14 protein-coding genes and 1 pseudogene are annotated in these 15,967 nt (G+C 67.3%); 7 read left to right on the top strand and 8 right to left on the bottom strand.

Annotated features, from left to right (window positions below):
* Window positions 1-66: 66 nt before the first annotated feature.
* Together GSQ87_RS21090 and GSQ87_RS21095 are read left to right on the top strand one after the other, a co-directional pair.
* Window positions 67-507: a hypothetical protein gene (locus GSQ87_RS21090; protein ID WP_158918449.1), complete on the top strand. Its 441-nt coding sequence runs from the start codon at window positions 67-69 to the stop codon at window positions 505-507.
* Window positions 508-606: 99 nt separating this feature from the next.
* Window positions 607-2,073, top strand: coding sequence for an alkaline phosphatase family protein (locus GSQ87_RS21095; protein WP_158918451.1), 1,467 nt, complete (start codon window positions 607-609; stop codon window positions 2,071-2,073).
* Between the two features lie 19 nt (window positions 2,074-2,092).
* On the opposite strand, the gene GSQ87_RS21100 is transcribed toward GSQ87_RS21095, so the two are convergent.
* The 5 genes from GSQ87_RS21100 to GSQ87_RS21120 form a co-directional block, all read right to left on the bottom strand.
* Window positions 2,093-2,794 (bottom strand): alpha/beta hydrolase, encoded by a 702-nt coding sequence (locus GSQ87_RS21100; RefSeq protein WP_216839509.1) that lies wholly within the window; start codon window positions 2,792-2,794, stop codon window positions 2,093-2,095.
* Window positions 2,795-3,021: 227 nt separating this feature from the next.
* Complete coding sequence (fabF, locus tag GSQ87_RS21105; RefSeq protein WP_158918453.1) at window positions 3,022-4,296, bottom strand: beta-ketoacyl-ACP synthase II; 1,275 nt, start codon at window positions 4,294-4,296, stop codon at window positions 3,022-3,024.
* Window positions 4,293-5,447 carry an HlyD family secretion protein gene (locus GSQ87_RS21110; RefSeq protein ID WP_158918455.1) on the bottom strand — a complete coding sequence of 385 codons (1,155 nt, stop codon included), beginning with the start codon at window positions 5,445-5,447 and terminating at the stop codon, window positions 4,293-4,295. The genes fabF and GSQ87_RS21110 overlap by 4 nt, the downstream gene beginning before the upstream one ends.
* Window positions 5,444-5,899 (bottom strand): PaaI family thioesterase, encoded by a 456-nt coding sequence (locus GSQ87_RS21115; protein WP_158918457.1) that lies wholly within the window; start codon window positions 5,897-5,899, stop codon window positions 5,444-5,446. Before GSQ87_RS21115 ends, GSQ87_RS21110 begins: the two co-directional genes overlap by 4 nt.
* Window positions 5,896-6,489, bottom strand: a complete 594-nt coding sequence (locus GSQ87_RS21120) for a TetR/AcrR family transcriptional regulator (protein ID WP_158918459.1) — start codon at window positions 6,487-6,489, stop codon at window positions 5,896-5,898. Before GSQ87_RS21120 ends, GSQ87_RS21115 begins: the two co-directional genes overlap by 4 nt.
* A 70-nt stretch (window positions 6,490-6,559) precedes the next feature.
* On the opposite strand from GSQ87_RS21120, the gene GSQ87_RS21125 reads away from it, so the two are divergent.
* Entirely contained in the window at window positions 6,560-8,170 is a 1,611-nt protein-coding gene (locus tag GSQ87_RS21125; RefSeq protein ID WP_158918461.1) for a DHA2 family efflux MFS transporter permease subunit, read from the top strand.
* A 78-nt stretch (window positions 8,171-8,248) separates the two neighbouring features.
* On the opposite strand, the gene GSQ87_RS21130 is transcribed toward GSQ87_RS21125, so the two are convergent.
* Both GSQ87_RS21130 and GSQ87_RS21135 read right to left on the bottom strand, forming a co-directional pair.
* On the bottom strand, window positions 8,249-9,448 hold the full coding sequence (locus GSQ87_RS21130; protein WP_158918463.1) for an acetyl-CoA C-acyltransferase: 1,200 nt from the start codon (window positions 9,446-9,448) through the stop codon (window positions 8,249-8,251).
* 154 nt (window positions 9,449-9,602) lie between these two features.
* Window positions 9,603-11,144, bottom strand: a complete 1,542-nt coding sequence (locus GSQ87_RS21135; RefSeq protein WP_158918465.1) for a D-alanyl-D-alanine carboxypeptidase — start codon at window positions 11,142-11,144, stop codon at window positions 9,603-9,605.
* Between the two features lie 294 nt (window positions 11,145-11,438).
* Here GSQ87_RS21135 and GSQ87_RS21140 point away from each other — a divergent pair, with 294 nt between their 5' ends.
* The 4 genes from GSQ87_RS21140 to GSQ87_RS21155 all read left to right on the top strand — a co-directional run bounded on the left by GSQ87_RS21140 (window position 11,439) and on the right by GSQ87_RS21155 (window position 15,667).
* Window positions 11,439-11,939 (top strand): phasin family protein, encoded by a 501-nt coding sequence (locus GSQ87_RS21140; protein ID WP_371416714.1) that lies wholly within the window; start codon window positions 11,439-11,441, stop codon window positions 11,937-11,939.
* A 383-nt stretch (window positions 11,940-12,322) separates the two neighbouring features.
* Entirely contained in the window at window positions 12,323-12,652 is a 330-nt protein-coding gene (gene clpS / locus GSQ87_RS21145; protein WP_158918467.1) for an ATP-dependent Clp protease adapter ClpS, read from the top strand.
* Between the two features lie 11 nt (window positions 12,653-12,663).
* Complete coding sequence (clpA, locus tag GSQ87_RS21150; protein ID WP_158918469.1) at window positions 12,664-15,033, top strand: ATP-dependent Clp protease ATP-binding subunit ClpA; 2,370 nt, start codon at window positions 12,664-12,666, stop codon at window positions 15,031-15,033.
* Window positions 15,034-15,109: 76 nt separating this feature from the next.
* Window positions 15,110-15,667, top strand: a complete 558-nt coding sequence (locus GSQ87_RS21155; protein WP_158918471.1) for a hypothetical protein — start codon at window positions 15,110-15,112, stop codon at window positions 15,665-15,667.
* A 112-nt stretch (window positions 15,668-15,779) separates the two neighbouring features.
* On the opposite strand, the pseudogene GSQ87_RS21160 reads toward GSQ87_RS21155, so the two are convergent.
* A pseudogene (locus tag GSQ87_RS21160) lies at window positions 15,780-15,967 on the bottom strand (hypothetical protein); the annotation flags it as partial.

Raw genomic sequence — 15,967 nt, forward strand, 5'->3', positions numbered from 1 at the left:
CGCCCCTCCAAAGGCGGAGCGGCCACGTCGGGACGCAAGCGCTGGAGGCTGGGACGGCCGGGCTCGATGTTGGACGCCGCCCTGCTGGTCGTCTTCGTCGGCGCCGTGCCGATCGGGCTGGGCGCTGTGATCTACGATCATGCGACCCGCGCCGCCGCCCGCACCCGCGCCGAGCGGATATGGACCCAGATGCAGCCGGTCATGGTCGCGCACCTCAAGCAGGGTCGGCCGCTGGAATACGGCGCGGTGTGGGCCACCCATTCCGGCTTGGTCTGCGGGTTGATCAACGGCTGGGGCAGTTTCGGCGGCCTATCGGGCATGACCCCCTTCTATGTCTGGAAGGCCGGCAAGCCGGTGTTCGCGCCCGAGGTCTCAGTCACCGACTTCGCGCCGGGCTGGCGCGACTGCGCCACCGACGCCTGGATCGAACTGGTCAAGGGCTCGATGGAGACCGGCTGGTGCGCCACCCGCCAGGGCGCCAAGACCTGCAAGATGATGAGCGGGTAGGGACGTTCCTTCCCTCGCCCTCAAGCTTGGCCTTTCACAAACCGTCTTGAACGCCCGCTAGGGTGGCGCCGTCTGGAGACGTCTGCGCGGGACCGGGCCATGGCCAACCAACTCGGCAAGATCGACCATATCGTCCAGTTGATGCTGGAGAACCGCTCCTTCGACCAGATGCTGGGCTTCCTCTACGAGGACAGCGGCAACAAATCTCCCGCCGGCCATGACTTCGACGGGCTGACCGGCAACGAGTGGAACCCCGACGACGCCGGCCGGCAGGTCAAGGTCTACAAGATCAAGTCGAGCGATCCCCACCCCTACCTGATGCCCGGCGCCGATCCCGGCGAAGGCTTCCAGAACACCAACTACCAGCTGTTCTCCACCGACGACCCCCAGCCGGGCGCGGTGGCCGACAACATGGGTTTCGTGCTGAACTTCAAGTCGGCGATCGCCAGCGATCAGGCCAAGCACTACAAGGACTCGCTGCCCGGCACGGCGATGACCCAGATCATGGGCATGTACACGCCCGACCTGCTGCCGGTGCTGACGGGCCTGGCCAAGGGCTTCGCGGTCTGCGACGCCTGGTTCGCATCGGCCCCGACCGAGACCATCCCCAACCGCGCCTTCGCGGCGGCGGGCACTTCGCAGGGCCACCTGGACGACCACGTCAAGGTGTTCACCTGCCCAAGCATCTTCGGGCGGCTGACCGACAAGAAGCTGGACTGGGCGGTCTACGGCTACAACCGCGACCCGCTCACGCAACATGACTTCCCCGACGTCTCGAGCGCCGACGAAAGCCATTTCGGTCACTTCCGCGATTTCCAGGCGCGCGCGGCCAAGGGCGATCTGCCCGCCTACACCTTCCTGGAGCCGGACTTCGGCGCCAACGGCAACAGCCAGCACCCCAACTACGACGTGGCGGCCGGCGAGCAGTTGATCCACGATGTCTACTACGCGCTGCGCAACGGTCCGAACTGGGGCTCGACCCTGCTGATCGTCACCTATGACGAGCACGGCGGGAACTACGACCACGTCTCGCCGCCGACCGATGCGACGCCGCCGGACGACGGGACGGTGGGGGAGTGGGGCTTCGACTTCACCCGTTTCGGGGTGCGGGTGCCGACGGTGCTGATTTCGCCGTTGATCGCGCCGGGCACGGTCTATCGCGCCACGGACGGGACGCTCGACCACACCTCGGTGCTGAAGACGATCCAGCAGCGTTGGGGTACGGCTGTGCTGACCAAGCGGGACGCGGCGGCCGGCTCGCTGGGCGACGTGCTGACCCTAGCCGAGGCGCGCACCGACGACCCGCTCGGCGGCGTGGCGGTCCCGGTCTCCAAGGCGACCCATCCCGGCCTATCCAAGCCGTCGAAGATCGACGCGATCCACACCTCGCGCGTCGCCCGGCTCCCGATCCGCAACGAGCAGGGCTACTACACCGAGGCGGTCACGCAGCCGGGTTCGAGCGCCGAGGTGGGCGACTTCATCCGTGATCGGACGGCCGCCTGGAGTCAGCACGTCGCCCGCCAGCGCCGTCGTCGCGGCCAGGGCGGCCCGACGTCTGCGAGCTGACGCCACAGGCCGCCGGCGTTCAGCGGTGGGCGTCCATCCAGTCGGCGATCTGGCCGACGACCTGCGTCTCGATCCCATAATAGCCATGCGGGGTCAGGGAGCCGCAGGCCTTGCGCGACTTGGTCGTCCCACCTGATACGTACATCACCCTGACGCCGCGCGAGTGCGACATGGCCTGGGCGATCCTCGGCGCGTCCTCGGGCGGCGCCACGTTGCAAGCGTCGTCGCGGTTGGCCACCACCAGGGCCGGGACACGCACATCCTGGGGATCGGCGTCGAACACCGTCTCGTGGCTACCCCCCATGCGCGAGACCGACTCGGTCAACACCACGCCCGCGAGCTGACCCGGGTGGGCGTGGGCCGCGCCGTTCATCGCCGCAATCGAGCCCTGGCTGGTTCCGAGCAGGAAGACGGGACCGGAGACCTTCGAGCGGGCGAACCCGACCAGTCCGTCGATCAGGGCGCCGTATGCGGGCGAGCTGCGCAGGCCACGCATGTTCTCGTGATCCAGGGCGTCGGGGATCAGGACCGCATAGCCTCGCGCCACCCACAGGCTGCGGGTGCGCACGACGAAGTTGTCGTCGTGGCGTAAGTCCCCGTCGCGCTCGACGCCGACATCGCCCGAACCGCCGGGCGCCATCACGATCACGCCGCTCGGCCTCGCCGGGCTGGCGTAGAGCACCCGCTGGGCCAGGCCGCCGCCGAGTGGGAGGTCGAGCACGCGCTCTCCAGCCGCCACCGTCTCGTCCATCGTCGCCTGTCGGTCTGGGCGGGGCGCAGCGGCCGCGAATTGAGGGACGAGGCAGCTCCCCGCGAGGAGCAGGGCGAGAACGGGCGAGGCTCTATGCATTGGGGCGGACCTAGGTGAACGGTCGGGACGTGGCGACGATAGGTAACACCCCGGCCTGAACGGCGGCGCCAGCTCGCGCTTCAGCCGCCGTTCACCGCTCAGCCTTCGCCGCGTCCGAGCACGACCGAAGCGTTTACCCCGCCGAAGCCAAAGCCGTTGGACAGGGCGTAGCGCATGGCCAGTTTACGCGGGGCCGATCCGACCAGGTCCAGCCCTTCCGCCTTCGCATCCGGATGCTCCAGGTTCAGCGTCGGCGGCGCGATCCCGTCGCGCAGCGCCAGCACGGTGAACACCGCCTCCAGCGCCCCGGCGGCGCCCAGCAGGTGGCCGGTGGCGCCCTTGGTGGCGGAGATTGCGGCGCCTGAGCCGACGCCGAACAAGGTCTTGATCGCCGCCAACTCGCCCGCGTCGCCCACCGGCGTCGAGGTGGCGTGGGCGTTCAGGTGGTCGATGTCGGAGGGCTGCAGTCCGGCCTGCTTGAGGGCGATCCGCATCGAGCGCAGCGCGCCGTCGCCGTCCTCGGGACCGGCGGTCAGGTGGTAGGCGTCCGCCGTGGTGCCATAGCCCAGCAACTCGGCCAGGATCGGCGCGCCGCGCGCCTTGGCGTGTTCGGCGCTTTCCAGGATCAGCACGGCTGCGCCCTCGCCCATCACGAAGCCGTCGCGGTCGCTGTCATAGGGCCGCGAGGCGCGCTGGGGCGTGTCGTTGAAGCCGCTGGACAGGGCGCGGGCGGCGGCGAAGGCGCCCAGGCTGACCCGGTCGATACAGGCTTCCGCCCCTCCGGCGACCACCACGTCGGCCTCGCCGGACAGGATCAGCCGGGCCGCGTCGCCGAGCGCCTGCACGCTGGCGGCGCAGGCGGTCACCGGCGCGCCCAACGGACCCTTCAGTCCATGGCGGATGGAAATCTGGCCCGCCGCCAGGTTGACGAGGAAGGACGGGACGGTGAAGGGCGACAGCTTGCGGGGGCCGCGCTGGTCGGTGATGCGGGTGGCCTCGATCATGGCCGGGAAGCCGCCGACGCCCGAGGCGATCACCGTTGCGGTGCGCTCGCGCGCCTCCGCGTCGTCGGCAGGCGGCCAGTTGGCCGAGGCCAGGGCTTCTTCGGCGGCGACCACCGCGAACTGGATGAAGCGGTCCATCCGCTTCTGGTCGCGCGGGGTGATGTGGCGGTCGATATCGAAGCCGCCCTCGGGGTCCTCGGCGAGTGAGGGCACGACGCCGCCTACCTTGCATCCGATATCGGCGGTGGTCTCTTCGGGCAGGCTGCGCAGGCCCGAACGCCCGGCGAGCAATCGCTTCCAGGCCAGCTCCGCGCCACAGCCAAGGGGAGATACGACGCCCAGGCCGGTGACGACGACGGATGACTTCACTTAGGGGCGTCCTTGCTCTGCAGGTCGACCGTGGCGGTCACCGACAGGCCAGGACGTAGGCGCCCCAGACCCGATTGGCCAGGGTCGAGATGGATACGCACCGGCACCCGCTGGACGATCTTGGTGAAATTGCCGGTGCCGGGCTCGAACGGCAGCAGCGAGAACTCCGAGCCGGAGCCGGGGGCGAAGCTCTCCACGTGGCCGGTCAGGCGTCGGCCCGCCAGCGCGTCGACCTTCACCGTGGCGGGCTGGCCGACCAGCATCCGCGCGGTCTGGGTCTCCTTGAAGTTGGCTGTGACATAGAGCGCCTGGGTCGGCACCAGGGTCAGCAGGCGCGTGCCCGGCTGCACATAGTCGCCGACTTGGGCCTGGCGATCGCCCACCACGCCGTCGATAGGCGCGCGGATCAGGGCGTGGCCCTGGTCTTGTCGGGCGAGATCGAGCGCCGCCTTGGCGCGCGCCACGCCGGCGATGGCCTGGGCCAGGGCGGCTTGGAGATTGGGGCGGCGCGCCTGGACCACGCTGGCCTGGTTGCGGCTGACCAGGAATTCCGCACGGCTGTGGTCGGCGTCGGAGCGGGCGGCGACGGCGGTGGCGTGGGCGACGTCGACCTCGTGATCGGCCACAGCCCCGCTGCCGGCCAGGTTGTCGTAGCGCTTCTGGTCGGCGGAGGCGCGGGCGTTCTGGGCGTCGGAGGCGGCGATGGCGGTCTGGGCCGCGCGGACCTGGGAACCGGCGAGTTGTTCTTCCGCATCCAGGCTGACCAGGGCGGCCTTGGCGGAGGAGACGTTGGCCTCGGCGTTCTGCAGGTCGGCTGAGGCTGCGGCGACGCGGGCGTCGAACTCCTCCGGGTCGATGCGGATCAGGGGCTGACCGGCCTTCACCACCTGGTTGTCGCGCACCAGGATTTCGGCGATCAGGCCACGCACCTTGGGGGCGACGGTGGTGCTGTCGGCGTGCAGGTAGGCGTCGTCGGTAGAGGCGGAGGGCTTGGCCGCCAGGATGTAGGCGGCGCCGGCGGCGAACAGCAGGGCGGCCGCGCCCACCGCGATCAGTGCGCGGGGCGAGGCCTTGGATGCGCCCTTGGCCCGGGTCGGGGCCTTGGCGGGCGCCTGGACTTGCTCGGGGCCGGCGAGGGTGGCTGTGCTCATGGGGTGATCACCAGCAGGGTCGAGGTTGCGGAGGCGAGCAGGCGGCCCGAGGCGTCGGTCAGCCTGGCTTCGGTGAAGGCGGTGCGACGGCCGAACGAGATCACCCGGCCCTCGGCCCGCACCGTGCCGGTCTCCTTGGTCATGGCCTTGTGGTAGGCGACCTTCAGTTCCAGCGTGGTGTAGGACTGGCCGGGCGCCAGCTTGGCGTGGACGGCGCAGCCGCAGGCCGAGTCGAGCAGGGTCGCCGCGTAGCCGCCGTGCACGGTGCCGATCGGGTTGTAGGCGTGTTGGCCCGGAACGCCTTCGAACACGGCGAAGCCCTCGGCGTCGATCTCGACCAGCTGGAAGTCGAGGCTGACGGCGATGCCGGGCCTGCGCCCGGACGCGATCAGCGCGGTTAGCTGCTCAAAGCCGGACATGGCGGCGAGGGTGGTTTCGTCGGACTGGCTCATGCCTGCGCTCCCAGGCCCAGCCGCTCGGCCACCGATGTGCGGGAGCGTGCCAGGATTGCATCGGATTGTACCGGGTCGGAGATGGCGCGGGCCAGAGAGACGGCGCCGATCATCTCCGCCAGGACGGAGCTGGCTACGACCTCCGCGTTCGGCTGTTCGAGCTGTTCGAGCTGGCCTTGGATCGAGCCGGTCAGCCGCGCCACACCTTTGGCGAAATACTCCCGGGCCGGATCGGTCATGCGCGGCAGGTCGCTCGACAGCACCGGTAACGGACAGCCGCTCTCGCGGGCGTCGCGATGTCCGGCGGAAAGGTAGAAGTCCACGTAGGCCTGCAGCGCCTCGCGGGGCGGTCGGCCTTCGGTGTGGCGTTGGAAGGTGTCGCGCGCGCCGTTGAACATCTCCCCGATCGCCGCCAGCACTAGGTCGTCCTTGGATTGGAAGTGGGCGTAGAAGCCGCCGTGGGTCAGGCCTGCGCGCGACATCACTCCCGCCACGCCGATGCGGTGCGGACCCTCCGCCCGGATCGCCTTGACGGCTTCCTTCAGCACCCGGGCGCGGGTGCGTTCCTTGTGCTCGGCGTCGTAGCGCATCGACCTTGCGTCCTCGCTTTATATGATACATGTAATATGAAGCTGGCGCGGATCGCAAGAGGGACGGCCCATGTTCAACCTGTTCCGCGCCGAAACCGGGGGAGCCACCCCGTTCCGGCCGCCCTCCGAACTGCCCAAGGCCACGAAGTTCCTGATCTTCTTCGTAATGGCGTTCGGCCAGTTCATGGCCCTGATCGACATCCAGATCGTCGCCGCCTCGCTGAACGACGTGCAGGCCGGGCTGTCGGCGGGGCCCGACGAGATCAGCTGGGTGCAGACCGCCTACCTGATGGCCGAGCTGGTGATGATCCCCTTCTCGGCCTTCCTGGCCCAGGCGATGTCGACCCGGGTGCTGTTCTCGCTGTCGGCGGCCTTGTTCACGATCTCGAGCGCGCTATGCGGCATGGCCTGGGACATCCAGTCGATGATCGTGTTCCGCGCCATCCAGGGCTTCGTCGGCGGGGCCATGGTGCCCACCGTGTTCGCCACCGGCTACGCCCTGTTCACCGGCAAGGACCGGGCGATGATCCCGGCCATCCTGGGCATGGTCTCGGTGCTGGCCCCGACGCTGGGTCCCACGGTCGGGGGCTGGATCACCGACGCGATCGGCTGGCGCTGGATCTTCTACATCAACATCGCGCCGGGGATCGCGGTGGCGGTGCTGTCGCTGGCGGTGATCAGAGGGGTGGACCGGCCGAACCTGGGGATGCTCAAGCGCATCGACTACGCCCACCTGGCCGCCATGGCGGTGTTCTTGGGGGGGCTGGAATACGTGCTGGAGGAGGGCCAGAGGAACGACTGGTTCAGCGATCCCAAGATCGCCATCGCCGCCTGGGCCTCCTTCGTCGCCTTTCTGCTGTTCCTGGAGCGCTCGTTCCGTTCGGCCTCGCCGGTGGTCAAGCTGACCCCGTTCCGCAACCCGACCTTCGCCTTCGCCTGCCTGTTCAACCTGGTGATCGGGTTCGGGCTCTACGCTTCCAACTATCTGATCCCGGTGTTCCTGGGGCGGGTGCGCGACTATAACAGCCTGCAGATCGGGCTGACGGTGTTCGTCACCGGGATCGCCCAGCTCGCCAGCACCTTCATCGCCGCGCGCCTATCCCAGCGGGCCGATCCGCGGATCATGATCACCGTCGGGCTCTGCCTGTTCGCCACCAGCCTGTGGATGATGTCCTACATCACCCCGGAGTGGGGGTTTGGGGCCCTGCTGGCGCCGCAGCTGCTGCGCGGCTTTTCGATGATGCTGTGCATCGTGCCGAGCGTCGGCATGGCGCTGGCGGGCTTCGAGGCGGCGGAGCTGCGCTATGCCTCGGGACTGTTCAACCTGATGCGCAACCTGGGCGGCGCCATCGGCATCGCCATCGTCAGCGTCTGGCTCTACGACCAGACCCGCATCCATACCGCGCACCTGGGCGAGGCCATGGACGTTCCCGGCCGCACCGCCGCCGGCTTCGTCGCCAGGCTGGCGCACCAGATGGGGACCGTCACCCCCGATCCCGCCCACGCCCTGGCCATGGCCCGAGGCGAGCTGGCCCGGCTGGTGGGGCGGCAGACCCTGGCGCTGGCGTTCGAGGAGGTGTTCCGCACCACCGCCTGGCTGTTCATCTTCGCCCTGGTCCTGGTCCCCTTCTGTCGCCCCGCCAAGCCAAACCAGGCCGCCCCACCGCCCGAGGCGCACTGAGGTGTGTTGATTTGGACCAAAGCTCTCTTCTCCGCTTATCCCGGCATCCGCCGGGATGAGCGGTTATTAAGTAGGAACCTAAACCAGCTCCACCGCCATCGCCGTGGCCTCGCCGCCGCCGATGCAGAGCGCCGCCACGCCGCGCTTGCCGCCGCGATGCTCCAGCGCCGACAGCAGGGTGGCGATCAGGCGGGCGCCGGAAGCGCCGATCGGGTGGCCGAGCGCGCAGGCGCCGCCATTGACGTTCAGCTTGTCGGCGGGAATGCCCAGGTCCTTGGCCGCCACCATGGCCACCACGGCGAAGGCCTCGTTGATCTCGAACAGGTCGACGTCGCCCACCGTCCAGCCGGCCTTAGCCAGGGCCTTGCGGATCGCCGGGACGGGGGCGGTGGTGAATCGGCTCGGCTCATGGGCGTGGGCGGCGTGGGCGACGACCCGGGCCAGGATCGGCATGCCGAGCGCCTTGGCCACGCTCTCGCGGGTCATCACCAGGGCGGCGGCGCCGTCGCTGATCGAGGAGGCGTTGGCGGCGGTGACGGTGCCATCCTTGGCGAAGGCGGGCTTGAGCGTGGGGATGCGGGCGGGGTCGGCCTTGGCGGGTTGTTCGTCCCTGGCCACGGTCTCCACGCCCTTGCGGGTCTTGACCTCGACCGGGGCGATCTCGCGGTCGAAGGCGCCGCTGTCGGAGGCCTGTTTGGCCTTGGTCAAGCTGGCGATGGCGTAGTTGTCCTGGGCCTCGCGGGTGAATTGGTATTCGCGCGCGGTGTCTTCGGCGAACACGCCCATCAGCTTGCCGGGGTCGTAGGCGTCCTCCAGCCCGTCCAGGTACATGCTGTCCTGCATGACGTCGTGGCCGATGCGCGCGCCCGAACGGTGCTTGGTCAGCAGGTAGGGGGCGTTGGACATGCTCTCCATGCCGCCGGCCACGATCACGTCGGCGGTCCCGGCCCTGAGCGCGTCATGGGCCATGATCGCCGCCTGCATGCCGGAGCCGCACATCTTGTTGACCGTGGTCGCCTCCACGCTCAGCGGCAGGCCGGCGCCCAAGGCGGCCTGACGGGCGGGCGCTTGGCCGAGGCCTGCCGGCAGCACGCAACCCATGAAGATCTGCTCGACCTTGTCGCCCGCGATCCCAGCGCGCTCGAGCGCGGCCTTGACCGCGACCGACCCGAGTGCGGTCGCCTTGACCGAGGACAGCGCGCCCTGGAACCCGCCCATCGGCGTGCGGGCGTAGGCGGCGATGACCACGGGGTCAGCGGCTTGGGACTGGGTGGGCATGGATGCGGCCTCCGAACGGTACGCCTGCACTCTGCGGTCCAGGTCTTGCGTCGGATATAGCGACGGCCGTGCGCCATCTCCAGCTTCGCCGGTTCAACTCACCTTGCGGCGGCGATCTTACAGGATGGTTCTGCCTTCAGCGCGCGCCCGAAGGTCAGGACGCGCCCAGCACCATGCAGGGATGGCCATGGGCCGACAGCGTGCGGCACGCGGCCTTGGCGTCGTGCTGGCTCAGGCCGAGGAAGCGGGCCCGATAGTTGCCGCCGGCGTGCTCGACCTGGCCGCGACCGTCGACCATCGATGCGATCTTATCGAGCTGATCCTTGGCCAGGCTGTGGTTCTTGTAGGCGCCGACCTGGATCATGTAGCCGCCGTCCTTGTGCTTCTCGGACTTGTCGGCGCGGGCGACCTGCGCCTCGTCGGCATGGCAGGCGGCGGCGTGGCGATGATGGCGACCGTGGGCCGTGGGGCAGGGCGCGGCGGCGGCCTGTTCGGTTTCGTCGCGATGGAGCTTGGCCTTGCGCGTCTCCGCCTTGGCGAGAGCCGCCTTGCAGGCCTTGGTCTCTACGTGGCGATGGTGGCGGCGATCGTGGCGCGTCGGCGCGCAATCGGCGGCTGCGGTCTTTTCCGCCTGCGCGGCCTCGCGTTCGGCACGGGCGGTCTCGCGCTTCGGCTCCTCGGACAAGGCTTGGGCGGCGGCCATGACCGGCATGGTGCGGACCTGGGGCTGCACCTCGACCTGCAGGCCGGCCTGATCGGCGGAGCCTTCCTCGATCGGCGGCCGCTCCAGCGGGCCGCTCATGTCGTCGGGCTCGGAGATCAGCGAGGCGATGGTCATGCGTTGACCGGCGGCGCGGCGGTTGATGACGTTGAAGCCGGCGTCGAGCAGCTCTTCGACGTTCTCGTCGCGTGCGGCGGTGGAGGGGCCGCCCAGCACCACGGTGATCAGGCGATGTCCGCCCCGCACCGCGGAGGCCGCAAGGTTGAATCCGGCGGCGTTGGTGTAGCCGGTCTTCAGACCGTCAACCCCGGGCATCTTCTGCAGCAGGTGGTTGTGGTTGATCAGCACCTTGCCGTGGAAGTCGAAGCTGCGCTCGCCGAAATAGGCGTAATATTGCGGATAATCGCGCATCACGGCGCGGGCGAGGATGGATATGTCGCGGGCGGTGACGATCTGTCGGCTGTCCGGCAGACCCGAGGCGTTGACGAAATAGCTGTGGGTCATGCCCAGTTCGCGGGCGCGGAGCGTCATCAGCTGGGCGAAGCGGGACTCGCTGCCGCCGACCTTCTCGGCCAGGGCGACGGCGACGTCGTTGGCGGAGTGCACCGTCACCGCCTGGATCGCCTCTTCGACGCTGAGGGTCTCGCCGGCGTGGGTGGACACCTTGGACGGAGCCATCGAATAGGCGTGCGGGGAGATCGTCACCGTGTCGTGCATCGACAGCCGCCCGGTCGCGAGCGCCTCGAACGTCAGATACAGCGTCATGATCTTGGTGATGGAGGCGGGGAAGCGCAGGGCGTCGGCCCGCTTGGCGTAGAGCACCTCGCCGGAGTTCGCGTCGAGCACGATGGCTGCGTATTTGGGCTGTGAGAACACGCCGAGCGCCGCCGCGGGCGTCGCCAGACCCGCGAGCGCCGTCGTCATCGTGACGGCCAGGCCGACGGCGGTGAAAAGGCGGCGGGCGGAGTTCATCATTGGGGCGTATCCGTTGAGATGGCGGCCCCCCCGACCGCCTTCAGAATGTTTTATGATGAGTGCCGAGTGTTTCTCCAAGGTAAACAATTGGTGACGAACGCGAATGTCGCAACCCTGCCTGTTTTCCGTACAGCCAAGGTTGCGTTGCAGCATGACGTTTTTGTGCACTGCACAAAATTCCATTGACCCTAAGGTTGAGGAGCGTCATTATGTGGTTGTGGCGAGGTTGTTTTTCGCCCACCCCCTGGGCGCGGGCGAGCGCTCAAAAACAATTCGCGCTCTGGGAGAAATCTTATGGCTGAAGCCGCCGTCAAAGAAAACGCCGCCAAGACCGCCGCCACCGAAGCCGAGAAGGCTACGGCGACTGGCGACAAGTTCATGAAGGACGCCATGTCCAAGGCCACCGCGATGGGCGACCAAGCCTTCCGCGAAGGCATGGACAAGTCGCTGAGCTCGCTCAATGAAATGAACGCGCACAGCAAGCGCAACCTGGAAGCCGTGGTGGCCAGCGTCACCGCCGCCACCAAGGGCGCCGAAGCGCTGAGCGCTCAGGCGATGGCCTACACCAAGAAGACCGTCGAAGGTCAGGTCGAGCAAGCCCGCGCCCTCTCCGGCGCCCGCAGCATGCAGGAAGTGGTCGAGCTTCAGACCACCTACGCCAAGTCGGCGCTGGAAGCCTACGTGGCCGAGCTGAGCCGCCTGACCGAGACCCTCTCCAGCGCGGTGAAGGAAAGCTTCCGCCCGCTGAACGAGCGCACCACCGCGGTGGTCGAGACCCTGCAGGCCGTCCGCTAAGCCCGACTTCCTAAACCTAGACGTTAGAGGGCCCGGGACGGCGACGTCCCGGGCCTTTCCCGTTTTGGACCAGTCGTGTCGAGCGCTTCGCAAATGCGGCGTGCATGGGCGCCGAGTTTACTTACCCGCGCAACTTCGGACGGAAGCGACTCCGGACCTACCGATCCGAGGTGCGGGCGACCATATGGCTTAGGGGAGAGGAGCGCCTTTTGGCGGAGTTCATCCCCACGGAGCCCATGTCTCGTGGGAAATCGACGCCTAAAGAGTGAACAGTCCCCATCCTTAATGTCGCGGCCCCTCTGTCAAGGCCTTCCAACCGGGACTGATTTCCATATCTAATCAACAGGCGGCGGAGTCGTTCTGCGCCGTGGAGACTGGTTTGAATGCCCGAGCGGAAACAAGGTAATCCGGGGGACGAGATTGGCTCTGCGGTCGTAACGCAGGTCAAGCCAAAGACTCAAAAGCCGTCGCTTTATCGCGTTCTGATCTTGAACGACGACTATACGCCTATGGAATTCGTGGTCTACGTTTTGGAGCGCTTTTTCAATAAGTCGCGCGAAGAAGCCACGAGAATTATGCTTCATGTTCATCAGCATGGCGTTGGGGTGTGCGGCGTCTTCACTTACGAAGTCGCCGAAACCAAGGTGGCGCAGGTCGTGGATACGGCCCGGCGGCACCAGCATCCGCTCCAATGCACCATGGAAAAGGATTGAGAGGTCCGCCCATGCCGTCCTTCTCGCGTAACCTCGAAGAGACCCTGCATCGGGCCGTCGCCTACGCCAACCAGCGTAAGCACGAGTACGCAACGCTCGAACACCTGCTGCTGTCGCTCGCCGACGACCAGGAGGCGACCGCGGTCATGCGCGCCTGCAACGTCGACCTGCCGGTGCTGAAGAAGAATCTCGTCAACTACCTCGACACCGAGCTGCGCTCGCTGATCGTAGAGGATGGCGAGGACGCCAAGCCGACCGCCGGCTTCCAGCGGGTGATCCAGCGCGCCGTGATCCACGTCCAGTCCTCCGGGCGCGACGAGGTCACCGGCGCCAACGTGCTGGTCGCGGTCTTCTCCGAGCGGGAGAGCCATGCGGCCTTTTTCCTGCAAGAGCAGGACATGACCCGCTACGACGCGGTCAACTTCATCGCCCACGGCATCGCCAAGAAGGCCGGCGCGTCGGAGCCCCGCTCCGCCAAGGGCGCGGTCGCCGATCCCGAGGGCGACGACAAGAACACCAAGACCGGCGGCGAGGCGCTCGAGGCCTATTGCGTCAACCTCAACGAGAAGGCGCGCGCCGGTAAGGTCGATCCCCTGATCGGCCGGATGCAGGAGGTCGAGCGCGCCATCCAGGTGCTCTGCCGCCGCACCAAGAACAACCCGCTGCTGGTGGGCGACCCCGGCGTCGGCAAGACCGCCATCGCCGAAGGACTGGCCCGCAAGATCGTCACCGGCGACGTGCCCGAGGTGCTGTCGGGCGCCACCATCTTCTCGCTCGACATGGGCGCGCTACTGGCTGGCACCCGCTATCGCGGCGACTTCGAGGAGCGGGTCAAGCAGGTGGTCAAGGAACTGGAAAGCCACCCCAACGCCATCCTGTTCATCGATGAGATCCACACTGTGATCGGCGCCGGCGCCACCAGCGGCGGGGCGATGGACGCCTCCAACCTGCTGAAGCCGGCCCTGGCCTCGGGCACGCTGAAGTGCATGGGCTCGACCACCTACAAGGAGTTCCGCCAGCACTTCGAGAAGGACCGCGCCCTGGTCCGACGGTTCCAGAAGATCGACGTGGTGGAGCCGACGCTTGACGACACCATCAAGATCCTCAAGGGCCTGAAGACCTATTACGAGGATTTCCACAAGCTCAAGTACACCGACGACGCCATCAAGGCGGCGGTGGAGCTGTCGGCCCGCTACATCACCGACCGCAAGCTGCCCGACAAGGCGATCGACGTGATCGACGAGGCGGGCGCCTCGCAGATGCTGCTGCCCGAACATAAGCGGCGCAAGAAGATCGGCGCCAAGGAGATCGAGCAGGTCATCGCCAAGATGGCTCGTATCCCGCCGAAGTCCGTCTCCAAGTCCGACACCGAGGCGCTGAAAAGCCTCGAGGACGACCTGAAGCGGGCGGTGTACGGCCAGGACGAAGCCATCGCCCAGCTCTCCGCCGCCATGAAGATGGCGCGCGCGGGCCTGCGCGACGCACAGAAGCCGATCGGCTCCTACCTGTTCTCCGGCCCGACCGGGGTGGGCAAGACCGAGGTGTCGCGCCAGTTGGCCTCCACGCTCGGTATCGAGCTGCTGCGCTTCGACATGAGCGAGTACATGGAGCGCCACACGGTCTCACGGCTGATCGGCGCCCCCCCGGGCTATGTCGGCCACGACCAGGGCGGCCAGCTCACCGACGCGGTGGACCAGCACAAGCACGCGGTGGTCCTGCTCGACGAGATCGAGAAGGCGCACCCCGATGTGTTCAACATCCTGCTGCAGGTGATGGACCACGGCACGCTGACCGACTCCAACGGCAAGAAGGTCGACTTCCGCAACGTGGTCCTGATCATGACCACCAATGCGGGGGCTGCGGACAACAACCGCAACGGCATCGGCTTCGGTCGCGGCCGGGTCTCGGGCGAGGACGACGCGGCGATCTCGCGCCTGTTCACACCCGAGTTCAGGAACCGGCTGGACGCCATCGTCACCTTCAAGACCCTGGCCCCGGAAACTATCCGCCACGTGGTGCAGAAGTTCATCATGCAGCTCGAGGCCCAGCTCGCCGACCGCAACGTCACCGTCGAGCTGTCCGACGAGGCGGCCGACTGGCTGTCGAAGAACGGCTACGACGAGCTCTATGGCGCCCGGCCGCTCGCCCGGGTGATCCAGGAGCACATCAAGAAGCCGTTGGCCGATGAGATCCTGTTCGGTCGGCTGGTGCGGGGCGGTCACGTCAAGATCGACCTGAAGGACGCCAAGATCATCTTCGAGATCGACTCGCTGTCCGGCGAGACGCGTCCCGGCGAGGTCGACGTCACCGCCGGCGACGTGCTGGAAGAGCCGCTGGACGAGAGTGATACGCCCGAGGCGGACGAGACCGCGCTGGTGTGATCTCGATCTTTGCTATCAAGGCGAGTAACGAGGGGCGCTCCGATCGGAGCGCCCTTTTTATTTGCACGAGAGCAATATGAGCTTGGCATTGATAGTTTTTGCCGTGGCCCTCGCGCAGAACGGGCCGCCGCCTCCCGATCTCGTGCATCCGACCGAGATGGATGCCTATGTCGCTTGGCGAAATGCGATCGAAAAGGCCCAAGCCGTTCGGGAACTCGCTGCAGGGTGCCAGGCGATTACGGCTTTAGGCGGCCATTCCGTTGGGACGGTGACGGACCTCGGCAAGCAATTCCAAGCTGAAGAGTTCGAGGGGCCGGCCTTCAAAGAGGTGTATCTGGCTCAAAGTTGCGCCGACAAGGTGCGCCACAACATACTCGTCCTGCGATATAAGGTTGGTGGGTGGCGCGCCAGCAAATTGATGGCAGGGGAGACGCTTCTCGGACCGGAGATGGTCCCTTCCGTAATGAAAGCTGCTTTCGGGGTTGCGGCGCAAAAGGAGCCCAGACTTAGCTGCACCCAGGAGGAAATGTTGAAGACCTACAAGGTCACGGATACCAAGGTGGTTTCCGAGAACTTCTCGGGTGGCGGGAATGGGGAGTGGGTCGAGCGCTGGACGCAGACCCCCTGCGGTTAGGATCGACCGGTGGAGATCCAATATCTGCACAAGTCGTCTGATGGTCCTTTGATTGTCAATCCAAAGCCCCTCTGGAACGCTTCAGGCGCGGTTGCCGGCGTAACGCCTTAGGTCATTCGTCCGGAACGATGATGTCCGGTGATTCCGGCAGGCGGTATTCGAACAGGCCGATGTCCAGCGGCTGTTGCGGCCGCATCGGCTGGAGCGGCTGGCGGGTGAGGGCGGTCAGGGCCTGCACGTCCAGGTCGCGTCCCTCCTCGGTCTTGCGCAGTTGGCGGGCTGCGTGGTCGGGCGTGGCGG

Source organism: Caulobacter sp. S45 (assembly GCF_009765965.1).
Taxonomy (GTDB): Bacteria; Pseudomonadota; Alphaproteobacteria; order Caulobacterales; family Caulobacteraceae; genus CAHJWH01.